Below are 14,465 nucleotides of genomic sequence, written 5' to 3' on the forward strand. Positions count from 1 at the left end.
GCGGGTTAATCACAGTGCCGTTGAAGACCGGGCGACGTAAGGCAGGCATAGCGATCGCGGCCTGTGCGGCTGTGCTGCTGGCGGGCGCGGCGGGGGCGACCGCCTGGCATGCCGCCGGTGACAACGGGAAGCCGGTCGGCACCTGGCACGACGCCCCGGCCGGAGCCCGTACGCCGGTCGCCGCGGACCAGCGGCTGGGCGACGGGCAGGTCGCCGAGCCGGACGCGGGCGGGGCCCCCGCTAACGGCAAGGTGCAGCCGCGGACGCCGGCGCCCACGCCGACGACCAGCGCCGCGGCGACCGATCCGCGGACCGAGAAGGCGACGGTCGCTGCTCCGCAGCCCGGCACCCCGGAGCGGCCGATCGAGTCCGAGTCGGCCAGTGGCCGCCAGCCGGTCGGTGAGTTGCTCCGGGTGAACAAGCTGCTCAGTTACCTCGGCGGCAAGCCGGCCAAGGAGACGTTCCGCTACCCCGGTGCGTCCTATGTGAAGCTGCACTTCTCGCGGATGGCGCTGCTGCCCGGCGACTACGTCACGGTCACCGACGCCGACGGCACCGAGAGCTACCGGTACGAGGCCACGAAGACCGCGGCCGACAGCGACCGCTGGGCCATGTCGGTCACCGGCGACACGGCAGTGGTCGAGGTGCACCGCGGGGCGAGCGACCAGCTCGGGCTGGGCACCCTGACCGGCGGCCACGGCGTCGACGTCGACCGGGTCGCGCGCGGCTTCAGCCGTACGGAACAGGCCCGGGTGCCCGAGAAGCTGCTCAACCCGCCCGGTCGCACGGGCCGGGAGGAATCGGTCTGCGGCAGCGACACCTCGGCCGACGCCGTCTGCTACAAGTCGAGCGACCCGGTGGCGTACACGAAATCGAAGGCCATCGCCCGGTTGCTGATCAACGGCACCGAGCTCTGCACCGGCTGGCGGGTCGGCCCGCAGAACCGCATGCTGACCAACAACCACTGCTTCACCAGCTCGGCCGAGGCGTACAACACCGAGGTCTGGTTCAACTACCAGTGCGCGAAGTGCGGCGGGTACGACGTCTATCAGCCGACCAAAGTGTGGGGCTCGCAGGTGGTCGCGACCGACCGCACGTACGACTTCACCCTGTTCTCGGTGGACAAGTTCGCCGCGATCCAGAAGTTCGGCTACCTGACCCTCGACACCAAGCGCCCGGCCAAGAACCAGGAGCTGTACGTGCCGCAGCACCCGGCGGGCGAGCCCACGCGCATCGCCGGGTCGCTGGGCGAGAAGGCCAGCAACTGCGCGGTCGTCAACCCGGGCTACGACGGTTACGCCACCGGGTCGGACGTCGCGTACTACTGCGACACCGAGGGCGGCTCGTCCGGTTCGCCGGTGCTGTCGCGCTCGACGAACAAGGTGGTCGCGCTGCACCACTTCGGCGGTTGCCCCAATTCGGGCGTACGGGCCGACCTGCTGGCCGCCAAGCTGGCCAAGTACCTCTAGTTTTGAGGACGTGTCGAAGAAGAACTGGTGGCTCGACGTCGCCCTGCTGGCGGCGTTCGTCGCGTTGACGGCCGCGCTCATGAACGGCCACCTGCTCCGGCTCGACGAGCGGGTGGCCGACTGGTCGCTGAGCCACCAGCCCTGGCTGCCGTACTGGACCGCGCGGGTGCTCAACTACCTGGGCCAGGGCGGTCAGATCCTGATGCCGGTCTCGCTGATCCTGACCGGCTTGCTGACCTGGCGCACCCGCTCGATCCGGGCCGTCTTCCCGTTCGTGGCCGGGTTCGTGCTGACGTACCTGACGATCGGCCCGCTCAAGATCTGGGCCGATCGGGCCGCGCCCCGGTTCGACGGCCCCAACCCGGTGATCATGCACAACCCCGACGCCGCGGGCGCGTACGCGATGAGCTACCCCTCGGGGCACCTCGGCAACTCGCTGGTCTGGTACGCGGTGATCGCGCTGCTGGTCGTCGCGCTCCTGGGCCGGCCGCTGAGCCGCCGGGAGACGTACGGGCTGAGGGTCTTGCCCGTGGCGATCGTGTTCTGCACGACCGTTTACACCGGCTTCCACTGGCTGACCGACTCGATCGCGGGCGCGCTGCTCGGCGTCGTGCTGGCCCGCCTGATCGAGCGGATCCCGTTCGACCGCATCGGGCTGCCCCGGCTGGGCGGCTGGGAACGGCCGGCCGGGCTCACACCCAGCGACCGGCTCGCATCACCCGCTTGACCCGCAGGTCGCTCGAGAGCACGACCAGGTCGGCCCGCAGGCCCGCCTCGAGCGCGCCGATCTCGTCGCCCAGACCGAGCACGCGGGCCGGGGTGGTCGAGGCCATCGCCACCGCGTCGGGCAGCGCGATCCCGGCCGCGACCGTGTTGCGCAGCGCCTGGTCCATGGTCAGCGTGCTGCCGGCGATCGAGCCGTCGCGGGCCAGCCGGGCCACCCGGTCGGCCACGATCACCTCCTGGCCGCCGAGGTCGTAGGTGCCGTCGGCCATGCCGGTGGCGTCCATCGCGTCGGTGATCAGCGCGGCCTTGTCGGGCCCGGCCGTGCCCGCGGCGAACGCCAGCATGCCCGGGTGCAGGTGGATGTTGTCGGCGATCAGCTCGCAGACCACGGGCGCGGCCAGCAGCCCGACGACCGGGCCGGGCTCGCGGTGGTGCGGCGGGCGCATGCCGTTGAACAGGTGGGTGCCGACGGTCGCGCCCGCGGCCACGCCGGCCAGCGTCTGCTCGTACGTGGCGTCGGTGTGCCCGACCGCGGCGGCGACGCCCCGCTCGACCAGGAACGCGATCGCCTCCAGGGCGCCCGGCAGCTCGGGGGCGATCGTGACCAGGCGCACCGAGCCCAGCTCGAGCAGCTCGGTCAGCTCCTTGAGCGACGGGTCGCGCAGGAACTCCGGGTTCTGCGCGCCGCAGCGCACGTGGGAGAGATATGGACCCTCGTAGTGCACGCCCGCGATCAGCCCGGCCTCGACCAGCGGACGGTAGGCCTCGGTGGCGTCGCGCATCAGCTCGAACGGCGAGCTGACCAGGCTGGCCAGCATCGTCGTGGTGCCGTGGCCCAGGTGGAACTCGGCCGCCCCGCGGGCCGACTCGGCGTCCCCGGTGGTGAACGTGTGCCCGCCGCCGCCGTGGCAGTGCAGGTCGACGAAGCCGGGCACGATCACGTCAGGGCCGGCGTCCGGGGCGGCCTCGACCGCCAGGATCGCCGGGCCGTCCACCTCGACGTAGCCCTCGACGACGGCGCCGGGCCGGACGATCTTGCCGCCGATGCGGGTCGTCACTGTGTCTTCTCCAAGTGGTCGAGGGCCAGCAGGGCCGAGCCGATGCAGCCCGCCTCGTCGCCCAGGCCGGCCCGCACGAACTCGGGCGGGCGATGGAAGGTGATCCGCTCGCGGAACGCCTGCTCCAGGGGGTGCAGCAGCTCGTGCCGGGCCTCGGCCAGGCCGCCGCCGATCACGAAGACGCCGACGTCGTAGAGCGCCTGCGCGATGACCATGCCGTCGGCCAGCGCCTCGATCGCCTCGCGCCAGACCGTACGGGCCAGGGCGTCGCCCTCGCCGGCCTTGGTGACGACGTCGAGCGCGGTCGCCCCGGGGGCGCCGGCCAGCTCCGCGTAGCGCAGCCCGATGGCCCGGGCCGAGGCCAGCGACTCCAGACAGCCCCGCTGCCCGCACGGGCAGAGCGGTCCGCCCGGCCGGACGACGATGTGGCCGACCTCGCCGGCCGCGCCGTGTCCGCCGCCGTACCCCACGCCGTCCACGATCAGGGCGGCCGCGATGCCGGTGCCGATCGCCACGAACAGCACGTGCCGATGGCCCCGGCCGGCGCCCAGCCGGGCCTCGGCGGTGCCGCCGACCCGCACGTCATGGCCGAGCACGGCGGGCAGGCCCAGGCGTTCCTCGAGCCGGGCCCGGACCGGCACGTCGCGGAAGCCGACGTTCGACGACCAGACGGCGAGCCCGTTCTCCTCGTCGACGACGCCCGGCACGGCGACTCCCGCCGCGACCGGTTCGAGGCCGTCGGCGCGGGCCTTGCTGGCCAGGCCCTCGGCGACGTCGAGGATCGTGCCGAGGACTGCTTCCGGCCCCCGCTCGGCCAGGGTCGGGTGTCGCTCGGTGTGGTGGACCGTCCCGTCCGGGCGGACCAAAGCGCATTTCATGCCTGTCCCGCCCACGTCCAGGGCGACCACCACTTGGTTCATTTGAGAACTACCGAGCGGGTCAGGTTGCGTGGGTGGTCGGGGTCGAGGCCCTGGCTGGTGGCCAGCAGCACGGCCACGCGCTGCGCGACGACCAGGTCGGCCATCGGGTCGAGCGGGGCCCGGCCGCCGCACCAGCTGCCCAGCGCGGCGTAGCCGCCGTAGTGCCGGCTGTGCACGAACAGGGCGCCGGTCGCCTCGACCTCGTCGGCCAGGTCGGTCGGCACCTCGCCGAACGCCCACACCGCGCGGCGCGGGGCGGCGATCGCGATCGGGCCGTGCCGGTAGTCCATCGCCGGGTAGGCCTCGGCCCAGAAGGCGGCGGCCTCGCGGCACTTGAGCGCGGCCTCCTCGGCCAGGCCGACGGTCCAGCCCCGGCCCAGGAAGGTGATCTGCTCGGCCAGGGCCGGGTGCACCGGCAGCGGCAGGCGCACGGCGACCTCGCCGTCGGCCGCCACCGACTCGATGTCCTCGCCCAGGTGGGCCCGGAGCAGCGCGAGGGTGCTGGTGGCGAAGCGGGTCTGGACCACCGACTCCTCGTCGGCGAAGTCGAGCACGATCGACTGGTCGGCGATCCGCGCCGCGGGCTGCGCCTCGTCGGCCGTGATGACCGTGGTCGGGGTGCCGCCGGCCAGGTCGTTGAGCAGGTCGAGGACCTCGGTGGTGGTGCCCGAGCGGGTGATCGCGAGCACCCGGTCGTAGCGGCGGCGGCGCGGGAACTCGGACGCTTGGAACGCGTCGGTCTCGCCGTGCCCCTCCTGCTCGCGCAGGGCCGCGTACGCCTTGGCCATGAACCACGAGGTGCCGCAGCCGACGACGGCGACCCGCTCGCCGCGCCGGGGGAGGCCCGGGGCGTCGGCCAGCTTCGCGGCCTGCCGCCAGCACTCCGGCTGGCTGGCGATCTCTGCCTTGACGTACGTCATGGGCCACCCTTCAACCACGTGCGCTGTGCGCATAAGCGCGCAGTTCCCGGCACTTTCGAGCGTCATTCTGCGTGGAAGGCTGGCGCGGATGCAACCGTCGCCGCCGCACCGAGCAGGCGTGAGCTTTGCTTGTCGGCCTTTCGCGCACTAATGTGCACACTCTTATCACGTAACGTGCATCTGGGAGTCTGGGTGGACCGGTACGCGCGGTGGAATGCCCTGCTCGAGTTACTCGCCGAGAGTGGCCGGGTCAGCGTGGAGGACGCGGCCGAGCGCCTCGACGTCTCCCAAGCCACCATCCGCCGTGACTTCGACCAGCTGGCCCAGCAGCAGATGATCACCCGGACCCGGGGCGGCGCGGTCGCCAACGGCGTCTCGTACGACCTGCCCCTGCGCTACAAGAGCGCCAAGCACTCGGCCGAGAAGCAGCGGATCGGCGAGGCGGCGGCGGGCCTGGTCACCCCGGGCACGGTCGTCGGGCTCAACGGCGGCACCACGGTCACCGAGGTCGCGCGGGCGTTGGCCGTACGGGCTGATCTGAACGCGGGCGGCGAGGGCTCCCAGCTGACCGTGGTCACCAACGCCCTCAACATCGCGAACGAGCTGCTCGTGCGCTCGCGCATGAAGATCGTGGTGGCCGGCGGCGTCGTGCGGCCGCAGTCCTTCGAGGTGGTCGGCCCGCTCGGCGGCGCCCTGCTCAAGGAGGTCACGCTCGACGTCGTGCTGCTCGGCGTGGACGCGGTGGACGTGGAACTGGGCGCGGCCTCCCACCACGAGGGCGAGGCCGCGATGAACAGCCTGATGGTCGCACGGGCCAAGCGGGTCGTGGTGATCGCCGACTCGTCGAAGCTGGGCGGGCACGCGTTCGCCCGGATCTGCCCGATCACCAAGATCGAGACGCTGGTGACCGACTCCGGCGCCCCCGCGGAGACCGTCGCCCGGTTCCGCGAGGCAGGGGTACACGTTATTACGGCTTGAGGGGCGATCAGCAGCGCATATTGACGGTGCTGTCTAGAGTCTCGCCCGTGACTGCCGTATTGGAGATAGCGGGGCTGCAGAAGACGTATCGCAGCCGTAAAGGGGTGCGAAGAGCGCTCGACGGGTTCGACATGGTCGTCGAGGCGGGTCAGGTCCACGGCTTCCTGGGGCCCAACGGCTCCGGCAAGACGACCACGCTGCGGACGCTGCTGGGGCTGATCACGCCCAACGGCGGCCGCATGGCGATCCTCGGGCGCGAGGTGCCGGCCCACCTGTCCGAGGTGGCGGGTCAGGTGGGGGCGATCGTGGAGAGCCCCCAGTTCTTCGGCAACTTCACCGCGCAGGACACGCTCTCGCTGCTGGCCGAGGCGGGCGACGTCCGCAAGGAGCGGGTCACCGCCGTGCTCGAGCTGGTCGGCCTGCGGGACCGGGCCAAGGACCGGGTCAAGACCTACTCGCTCGGCATGAAGCAGCGCCTGGCCGTGGCGTCGGCGCTGCTCAAGGAGCCGAAGCTGCTGATTTTGGACGAGCCGGCCAACGGTCTCGACCCGGGTGGCATCCGGGAGATGCGCTCGCTGATGCGCAACCTGGCCGAGTCCGGCATGACGGTCGTGCTGTCCAGCCACATCCTCGGCGAGATCCAGCTCATCTGCGACTCGGTCACGATCATCTCGGCCGGTCGCCGGGTGGCCGCGGGCTCGGTGGCCGACGTGCTGGCCAGCCACACCTCGTCCGGCGTGAAGGTGCGCCTGGAGCCGGGCGTCGACATGCGTGGCGCGGTCGAGCTGCTGCGGGCCAACGGCGCCCAGGTGACCGTCGAGCACGACCACTTCACCGTCGGCAACGCCGGCAACCCCGCCCAGATCACCCGGATCCTGGCCGAGCGCGAGATCTACGTGAGCGAGCTGACGCCGACCGCGGCCGACCTCGAGAGCGTGTTCCTGCAGCTCACCGGCACCGCGCCGGTCGAGGGCCGGAACCGCCAGGTGGATCAGAGCGCGGTCGCCGCGCCGACCGGAGGGTGGGGTCAGTGAGCCTCTACACGGCCGAGACCAAGCGGCTGACCAAGCGCCGCTTCACCCGCCTGTTCCTGCTGGGCACGACGCTGATCCTGCTCGCGATCGCGGCCGGCATGTTCTTCACCAACGAGAAGGTCGGCCCGTCGCAGATCGCCTCGGCCCAGGCCCAGGCGCAGCAGGATTTCCAGCGCGCGACCGAGCAGTATCAGCGGGACCAGGCCGCCTGCCAGGCGCCGGGCGCCAACCCGGCGAGCTGCGAAGGCATGTATCAGCCGACGCAGGACGACTTCCAGGCGCAGTGGTACATGCCGCCGACGTTCGACTTCCGCGAGAACTTCCCCGACATGGTGACGACGCTGGCCGCGCTGCTCGCGCTGGTCGCCTTCATCGTCGGCGCGTCCTTCGTGGGCGCCGAGTGGAGCAGCGGCGGCATGATGAACCTGCTGCTCTGGCGGCCGCAGCGGCTGCAGGTGCTGGGCACGAAACTGCTCGCGCTGCTGGTGCTGTTCACCGTGCTGACGGTCGTCTACTCGGCGATCTGGACCGGGATCTTCGTCGGGATCGCCGAGGCGCGTGGCACGACCGACAGCATGACCTCGGGCGCCTGGCAGTCGATCGCCCTGATGGAGCTGCGCGGGCTGGCCCTGGTGCTGGTGGCCGCGGCGATCGGCTTCGGGCTGGCCTCGCTGGGCCGGCACACCGCGATGGCCCTGGGCGTGACGATCGGCGCGGTCATCGTCTTCCAGTTCGGACTCGGGACCGTGCTGTCGCTGGCGAAGGTCAAGTTCGCCGAGGCCTACCTGATCCCGGTCTGGATGATCGCCTGGATGGACAAGGAGATCAAGCTCGAGGACTACAACTCGTGCAACTACTCGTCCGCGGGCGGCTGCCAGCCGGATTCGCTCACGCTGACCTGGCCGATGGCGGGCGGGCTGCTGGCCGGGATCTTCGTCCTCATTGTGGGTGCCTCGATGTGGGCTATGCGTAGTCGGGACATTACGTGACGTAACGTTGACCGCGCGTGCGAGCGGGGATCGTCGGTGCTTATGCTGACGGTCCCCGTTCGTACATTTGTGCTCGTCTCTCTTCTTTGGAGCGTCATGCAGCCGGCCGCGGACTCGTCCGAAGAGCAGCAGCACATTCCGGTGCCGCGGGGTGACAGCGCCCCCGTCGAGCCGGAGCCCGCCCCCCAGGAGACCGGCCTCACCGAGCGCGAGCAGCAGATACTCGCCTTCGAGGCCCGCTGGTGGAAGCACGCCGGCAGCAAGGAGCAAGCCGTCCGCGACACGTTCGGCCTGTCCTCGACGCGTTATTACCAGCTGCTCAACGGCCTGCTCGACAACCCGGCCGCCCTCGAGCACGACCCGGTGCTGGTCGGCCGCCTGCGTCGGCTGCGCTCGACCCGGGCCCGCACCCGCCGCCGTTAGGCCTTGTGCTTCTCGGCATAGGCCGCGAGCCACGCCACCTGGTCAGGGTCCAGAGACGCCCGTACGCGTTCCCGCGCGGCCGCGACGTTGGCCGCGGTGACCGTCGTCGCCTCCAGCGAGTCGCGCATCGCGGCCAGCGCCGACTCGCGGATCAGGGCCGCGCAGTCCGCCGCCGAGAAGCCCTCCAGCTCGGCCCCCAGCGCGGCCAGGTCGACCGCCTCGTCCAGCGGCACCGACTTGGCCGACGCCTTGAGGATCGCGGCGCGTGCCTCGGCGTCCGGCGGCGGCACGTAGACCAGCCGCTCCAGCCGGCCGGGCCGCAGCAGCGCCGGGTCGATCAGGTCGGGCCGGTTGGTCGCGCCGATGACCACGACGTTGCGCAGATCCTCCACCCCGTCGAGCTCGGTCAGCAGCGAGGCCACCACCCGGTCGGTCGTGCCGCCGTCGGTGCCCTGCCCACGGGTCGGCGCCAGCGCGTCCACCTCGTCGAGGAAGACCAGCGTGGGCGCGGCCTCGCGGGCCCGGCGGAACAGCTCGCGGACGGCCCGCTCGCTGTCACCCACCCACTTGCTGAGCAGCTCGGCGCCCTTGACCGAGAGCACGTTGGCCTTGCCCGTGCCGGCGATCGCCTTGACCAGGAACGTCTTGCCGCAGCCGGGCGGGCCGTAGAGCAGCACGCCGCGCGGGGGCGAGACGCCGAGCCGGGCGAACGTGTCGGGGTAGTTGAGCGGCCACAGCACCGATTCGGTGAGCACCTGCTTGACCTCGACCATGTCGCCGACCTCGTCGAGGGTCACCGCGGCCACCTCGAGCGTGGACTCGGCCATCGACGTCGGGCGCACCACGTCGAGCGCGGCCTCGAAGTCGGCCATGGCCACGGTCGGCTTCTCGACGTCGTCGTCCTTCTGCCGCAGCCCGGCCCGCACACCGGCCTCACGGGCCAGCGCGCCCAGGTCGGCCGCGACAAACCCGGGGGTCCGCCCGGCGATCTCGTCGAGCCGCACGTCCTCGGCCAGCTGCAGGCTGCGGGTCAGCACGCCCAGCTGCTCGCGGCGCATGGCCGCGTCGGGCAGCGGCACGGCGAGCTGCGTGGCCAGCAGGTGCGGCGCGCGCAGCGACGGGTCGACCGACTCGGGCCGGCTCGTCGTGGCGATCACCGCGACCCCGGCCCGTACGGTCTCCTCGACCACCTGGTGGAAGATCACGCTGATCGGGCCCGGGTCCTCGCGCGGGGCCAGCGCGTCGGCGTCCGAGAAGAGCAGCACCGTCGCCCCGCCCGAGCGGGCCTCGCGGGCCAGCTCACGCAGCCGGGCGGCGGCCGACTGGTTGGTCAGGGCGGCGATCTCGGGCGCCCAGACCGGCACCACCCGCGCCCCGACCTGCGCCGCGACCGCGCGCACGAGCGCCGACTTGCCGGAGCCGGCCGGTCCCGTGATCAGCACGCCCAGCGAGACCTCGGTGCCGAGCCGCTCCAGCACCTCTTTGTGGTTGAAGCCGAGGTCGAGCAGCTCCTCCAGCTCCTTGGCCTGGGCCCGCATGCCGGGCAGGTCGTCGAGGCTGGGCGGCGGCACCTCGGGATCGGTGGCGGCGGGCGCCGACGGCTGCACCGACGGGCCGGGCACCGGCGACGAGACCGGGCCGTCCTGCCAGCCGACCACGGTGTCCATGGTGATCAGGGCGCCGTCGGTCTCGATCACGGTCAGCAGCGCGGTGTTCCACTGATAGCCCAGCCGGTTGCGCAGGCTCTGCCCGATGTCGGGGCCGCCCACCGGCATCAGCTCCTGCGGGCGCAGCGAGACGTTGTCGCCCTCGCTGACCACCTTGCCCAGCAGCGCCAGCCGCAGCATCTCGGGCGAGACCAGGGCGACCACGTCGGCCGCCCCGGCCAGGGTGACCCGCCGGGCCGCGACCGCGGGCTGCTTGGCCACGGTGACCCGGCCGCCCTCGCGCAGCCCGAGGTTGCCCAGGGTCAGGTCGTCGGCGTAGAGGAACTCGCGGCTCGCGCCGGGCTGGGCCTTGGCCGCGAGCGCCGCCGTGGTGCGGGTGGCGCTGAGCCGTACGGGATCGCCCGCGTTGATCGACAGCGCGGTCATGACCTCGGGGTGCAGCCGCACGATGCCGCGGCGGTCGTCGAGCCCGGTCGGCCGCAGCGTCACGGTCAGCGTAAGTTCGTCAGTCACGCGTGCAGGCCCCTGTCGGTCGCTTTTCCTGATCCCATCGTCCACGCTATCGTCCGCGGTCTCCTGAGAGGTTTCACAGCATCGCTCAGACGCCTCCGGCTAACTTTCATGCATGTCTTGGACCAGCCGGCTGCCCCGGCCCACCCGGCGCCGGGTCGTCGCCGCCTCGGTCGTGCTCGTGCTGGTGGCCGGTCTCGTCGGCTGGGGCGTGTGGCCCGAGCGCGCGGCCTGGACGGCCCAGGACGAGATGATCACCGTGCTCAGCGGCCCCGAGCGCAACGAGAACGTCACGCTCGACAGCCGGCTCTATCTGCCCCGCGACCGCGATGGCAAGGTGCCCGCGGTGCTGCTCGCGCACGGCTTCGGCGGCACCAAGGAGGCGCTCAGCGACGACGCCGAGTCGCTCGCCGAGCGGGGCTACGCGGTGCTCACCTACACCGCCGAGGGCTTCGGGCGCAGCGGCGGCCAGATCCACCTGAACAGCCCCGACCACGAGATCCGCGACGCGCAGGGCCTGCTCGACTGGCTGGCGGCCCGGCCCGAGATCCAGACCGACGCGGCCGGCGACCCCCGGGTGGGTGTGGTCGGCGGCTCCTACGGCGGGGCCCTCGCGCTCATGCTGGCCGGGCAGGACCAGCGGGTCGACGCGATCGTCCCCTCGATCACGTGGAACGACCTGTCCACCGTCTTCCTGCCGCAGTCGGCCGACACGTCGGCCACCGGCGTCTTCAAGAAGGGCTGGGCCGGCGTCTTCTTCGGCAACGGGGGCGCGGTGCCCGCCGTCGGCACGGAGTCGCAGGTGCCGGTCGGGCTCAACGTCGACCCGGCCTGCGGGCGGTTCGCGGCCGACGTCTGCAAGGCCTATCTCGACGTCGCCACCAGCGGCAACCCCTCCCAGGCGACGATCGACCTGCTGCGCAAGTCGAGCCCGGCCCCGACCCTGGGCCAGATCAAGGCGCCCACCCTGCTCATCCAGGGCGCGGTCGACACGCTCTTCCCGCTCAGCGACGCCGACGCGAACGCGCGGGGGATCGCCGCGACCGGCACCCCGGTCAAGGTCGCCTGGTTCACCGGCGGGCACGACGGCGGCGCCGGGCCGCAGACCGATCAAGACCGGGTGAAGTTCCTGACCGCGCAGTGGCTCGACCACTACGTCAAGGGCGAGGGCGAGGCGCCGTCCGACGACTTCACGTATTCGCGGGTGGCCGGCTTCAGCGCGCTCGACCGGGGGCTGGTGACGAACGGCTACTCCGACGACGCGTACCCGGGCCTGGACGGCACCGGCACCACCCGGCTGGCCATCGCGGGCCCGGCGCAGCCGATCGCCAACCCGCCGAACGGCAACCCGGGCGCGCTCTCGTCGCTGCCGGGCACGGGTGGGCGCCTCAGCGAGCTGCTCTCCGGCGTCGCCGCCGACATCCCCGGCCAGCACGCGACCTTCGAGTCGGCCCCGGTGACCGAGGCGATCGACGTGGCCGGATCCCCGACCGTACGGCTGCGGGCCGCCTCGCCGACCGGGGAGGCCACCCTCTTCGTCAAGCTCTACGACGTCGACCAGTCGGGCGCCGAGACGCTGAGCGCCGGCCTGGTCGCCCCGGTGCGGCTGACCGGGCTGCCGGCCACGCTGGAGGACTCGGAGGTGCGGACGGTCCGGCTGCCGGCCATCGTGCGCCAGATCGACGCCGGTCACACCGTACGGGTCGTCGTGGCCACCACCGACCAGGCGTTCCTGTCCCCGGTCGAGCCGGCCACCTACGTCGTCCAGGCAGGCACCGAGCTGCTGCTGCCGACCGTGGTGGGCGAGCCGATCGCCAACCCGCAGACGATCTGGCGGTACGTGCTGGCCGGTCTGCTCGTGGCGATCGCGCTGGGGCTGGCCGCGCTTCTGCTCGTACGGCGGCGCAAGTCGCGCACGCAGCACACGCCCACCGTCCCCGAGCACGCCGACACCCCGCTGGTCGTCGAGGGGCTGCGCAAGGCGTACGGGGACGGCTTCGTCGCCGTGGAGGAGATCAGCTTCACCGTGCGCCGGGGGCAGGTGGTGGGTCTGCTCGGGCCCAACGGCGCCGGCAAGACCACGACGCTGCGGGTGCTGATGGGCCTGACGATGCCGACCGCGGGCGAGGCCCTGGTCTTCGGGCACAAGCTGGTGCCCGGCTCGCCGGTGCTGTCGCGGGTCGGCGCGCTGGTCGAGGGGCCGGGCTTCCTGCCCCACCTGACCGGCTTGGAAAACCTGCAGGCGTACTGGAAGGCGACCGGACGGCCGTGGGCCGACGCCCGCTTCGACGAGGCGCTCGAGATCGCCGGGCTGGGTGACTCGGTGCACCGGCGGACCAAGAAATACAGCCACGGCATGCGGCAGCGGCTGGCCATCGCCCAGGCCATGCTGGGGCTGCCCGAGCTGCTGGTGCTCGACGAGCCGACCGACGGGCTCGACCCGCCGCAGATCGCCGAGATGCGCCGGGTGCTCAAGCGCTACGCCACCGACGGGCGGGCCGTGCTGGTCAGCAGCCACCTGCTGGCCGAGGTCGAGCAGACCTGCACGCACGCCGTGGTGGTCAACAAGGGCCGGATCGTCGCCTCCGGGCCGGTCGAGGAGATCGTCGGCGACTCCCCGTCGGTGCAGCTGGAGGTGTCCGACGTGCCGGCCGCCGAGCGGGTGCTCGACGAGCTGGGCGTGCGCTCGGTGCTGCCCGACGGGCCGTCCGGCCTGATCGTCGACATGAACGGCACGCCCCGCTCCGAGGTGGTGGCGTCGCTGGTGCGGGCCGGGGTCGCGGTCGACCGGGTGGTGCCGCGCCGCCGGCTCGAGGACGCTTTCCTCGCCCTGGTCGGCGAGAACTCGCGGGGGAGTGGAGACCGATGAGCGTTGACGTGAGCGCGGGCGCGACCGGCTACCGGCCGTCGCGCACCCTGCCTATCTGGGCCGAGGTGCGCCGGCAGGCCTCGCGCCGGCGCACCCAGCTCGGCCTGGGCTTCATGGCGGTGCTGCCGCTGATCATCCTGATCGCCTTCGAGTTCGACAGCGGCGGCGACGAGGACGGCAACGGCGGCGCGTTCGGCAGCCTGGTCGACCTGGCCACCTCGGGCGGGCTCAACTTCGCGCTGTTCTGCCTGGCCGTCTCGGCCGGGTTCCTGCTGGTCGTGGTGGTCGCGCTGTTCTGCGGCGACACGGTGGCCAGCGAGGCCAGCTGGGGCAGCCTGCGCTATCTGCTGGCGGTGCCGGTGCCGCGGGCCCGGCTGCTGGCGGTCAAGCTGATGGTCGCGCTGGGCTATTCGGCGGTGGCGCTGGCCGTGCTGACCGGGGTCGGGCTGCTCGCGGGCACCCTGCGCTACGGCTGGCACCCGCTGGGCAGCACGGTGGCGGCCGAGATCGCGCCCGGGGCGGGCCTGCTGCGGCTGCTCGGCATCGCCGGCTACCTGGGCGTCACCATGCTGGTCGTGGCCGGGCTGGCGTTCCTGCTGGGCACCCTGACCGACGCCCCGCTGGGCGCGGTCGGCGGCGCGGTGATGATCTGGATCCTGTCCAGCATCCTCGACCAGATCACGGCGCTCGGCGCGATCCGCAACCTGCTGCCCACCCACTACAGCGACGCCTGGATGGGGCTGCTGTCCACCCCCGTGCAGTCGGACGACCTCGTGAAGGGCGCGCTCAGCGCCGTCGCGTACGCCGTGCTGTGCTGGGGTTTCGCGTTCTGGCGGTTCACCCGGAAGGACATCACCTCGTAGGGGTCTGTCTCACACCTTCGGATCGCGCGTGCCGAAACG

General features: G+C 72.4%; 12 protein-coding genes. 8 read left to right on the plus strand and 4 right to left on the minus strand.

Annotated elements, in window-relative coordinates:
• Positions 1-14: 14 nt before the first annotated feature.
• Together JKJ07_RS09505 and JKJ07_RS09510 are read left to right on the plus strand one after the other, a co-directional pair.
• Positions 15-1,469: a trypsin-like serine peptidase gene (locus tag JKJ07_RS09505; RefSeq protein ID WP_307834190.1), complete on the plus strand. Its 1,455-nt coding sequence runs from the start codon at positions 15-17 to the stop codon at positions 1,467-1,469.
• A gap of 10 nt (positions 1,470-1,479) precedes the next feature.
• Positions 1,480-2,196: a phosphatase PAP2 family protein gene (locus JKJ07_RS09510; RefSeq protein WP_307834191.1), complete on the plus strand. Its 717-nt coding sequence runs from the start codon at positions 1,480-1,482 to the stop codon at positions 2,194-2,196.
• On the opposite strand, the gene nagA is transcribed toward JKJ07_RS09510, so the two are convergent.
• The 3 genes from nagA to JKJ07_RS09525 are packed head-to-tail and all read right to left on the minus strand — an operon-like array spanning position 2,162 to position 5,093.
• Positions 2,162-3,253 (minus strand): N-acetylglucosamine-6-phosphate deacetylase, encoded by a 1,092-nt coding sequence (nagA, locus tag JKJ07_RS09515; protein ID WP_202990999.1) that lies wholly within the window; start codon positions 3,251-3,253, stop codon positions 2,162-2,164. The genes JKJ07_RS09510 and nagA overlap by 35 nt on opposite strands.
• Entirely contained in the window at positions 3,250-4,173 is a 924-nt protein-coding gene (locus tag JKJ07_RS09520; RefSeq protein ID WP_202991001.1) for an ROK family protein, read from the minus strand. Before JKJ07_RS09520 ends, nagA begins: the two co-directional genes overlap by 4 nt.
• On the minus strand, positions 4,170-5,093 hold the full coding sequence (locus tag JKJ07_RS09525) for an SIS domain-containing protein (protein WP_202991003.1): 924 nt from the start codon (positions 5,091-5,093) through the stop codon (positions 4,170-4,172). The genes JKJ07_RS09520 and JKJ07_RS09525 overlap by 4 nt, the downstream gene beginning before the upstream one ends.
• Before the next feature lie 192 nt (positions 5,094-5,285).
• Here JKJ07_RS09525 and JKJ07_RS09530 point away from each other — a divergent pair, with 192 nt between their 5' ends.
• The 4 genes from JKJ07_RS09530 to JKJ07_RS09545 all read left to right on the plus strand — a co-directional run bounded on the left by JKJ07_RS09530 (position 5,286) and on the right by JKJ07_RS09545 (position 8,517).
• The gene (locus JKJ07_RS09530; RefSeq protein ID WP_202991004.1) at positions 5,286-6,071 is read left to right on the plus strand and encodes a DeoR/GlpR family DNA-binding transcription regulator; all 786 of its coding nucleotides are present in this window, start codon (positions 5,286-5,288) and stop codon (positions 6,069-6,071) included.
• Between the two features lie 47 nt (positions 6,072-6,118).
• The gene (locus JKJ07_RS09535) at positions 6,119-7,105 is read left to right on the plus strand and encodes an ATP-binding cassette domain-containing protein (protein WP_202991006.1); all 987 of its coding nucleotides are present in this window, start codon (positions 6,119-6,121) and stop codon (positions 7,103-7,105) included.
• Complete coding sequence (locus JKJ07_RS09540) at positions 7,102-8,094, plus strand: ABC transporter permease subunit (protein ID WP_202991008.1); 993 nt, start codon at positions 7,102-7,104, stop codon at positions 8,092-8,094. The genes JKJ07_RS09535 and JKJ07_RS09540 overlap by 4 nt, the downstream gene beginning before the upstream one ends.
• Before the next feature lie 96 nt (positions 8,095-8,190).
• On the plus strand, positions 8,191-8,517 hold the full coding sequence (locus JKJ07_RS09545) for a DUF3263 domain-containing protein (protein WP_202991010.1): 327 nt from the start codon (positions 8,191-8,193) through the stop codon (positions 8,515-8,517).
• Here the strand turns inward: JKJ07_RS09545 and JKJ07_RS09550 are convergent.
• Positions 8,514-10,697 (minus strand): AAA family ATPase, encoded by a 2,184-nt coding sequence (locus tag JKJ07_RS09550; protein WP_202991012.1) that lies wholly within the window; start codon positions 10,695-10,697, stop codon positions 8,514-8,516. The two genes, JKJ07_RS09545 and JKJ07_RS09550, sit on opposite strands and share 4 nt — an antisense overlap.
• A 112-nt stretch (positions 10,698-10,809) precedes the next feature.
• Here JKJ07_RS09550 and JKJ07_RS09555 point away from each other — a divergent pair, with 112 nt between their 5' ends.
• Together JKJ07_RS09555 and JKJ07_RS09560 are read left to right on the plus strand one after the other, a co-directional pair.
• On the plus strand, positions 10,810-13,563 hold the full coding sequence (locus tag JKJ07_RS09555) for an alpha/beta fold hydrolase (protein ID WP_202991014.1): 2,754 nt from the start codon (positions 10,810-10,812) through the stop codon (positions 13,561-13,563).
• Positions 13,560-14,426, plus strand: coding sequence for an ABC transporter permease (locus JKJ07_RS09560; RefSeq protein WP_202991016.1), 867 nt, complete (start codon positions 13,560-13,562; stop codon positions 14,424-14,426). The genes JKJ07_RS09555 and JKJ07_RS09560 overlap by 4 nt, the downstream gene beginning before the upstream one ends.
• The last annotated feature ends 39 nt before the right edge of the window (positions 14,427-14,465 follow it).

The organism is Paractinoplanes lichenicola (assembly GCF_016785085.1).
Lineage (GTDB): Bacteria > Actinomycetota > Actinomycetes > Mycobacteriales > Micromonosporaceae > Actinoplanes > Actinoplanes lichenicola.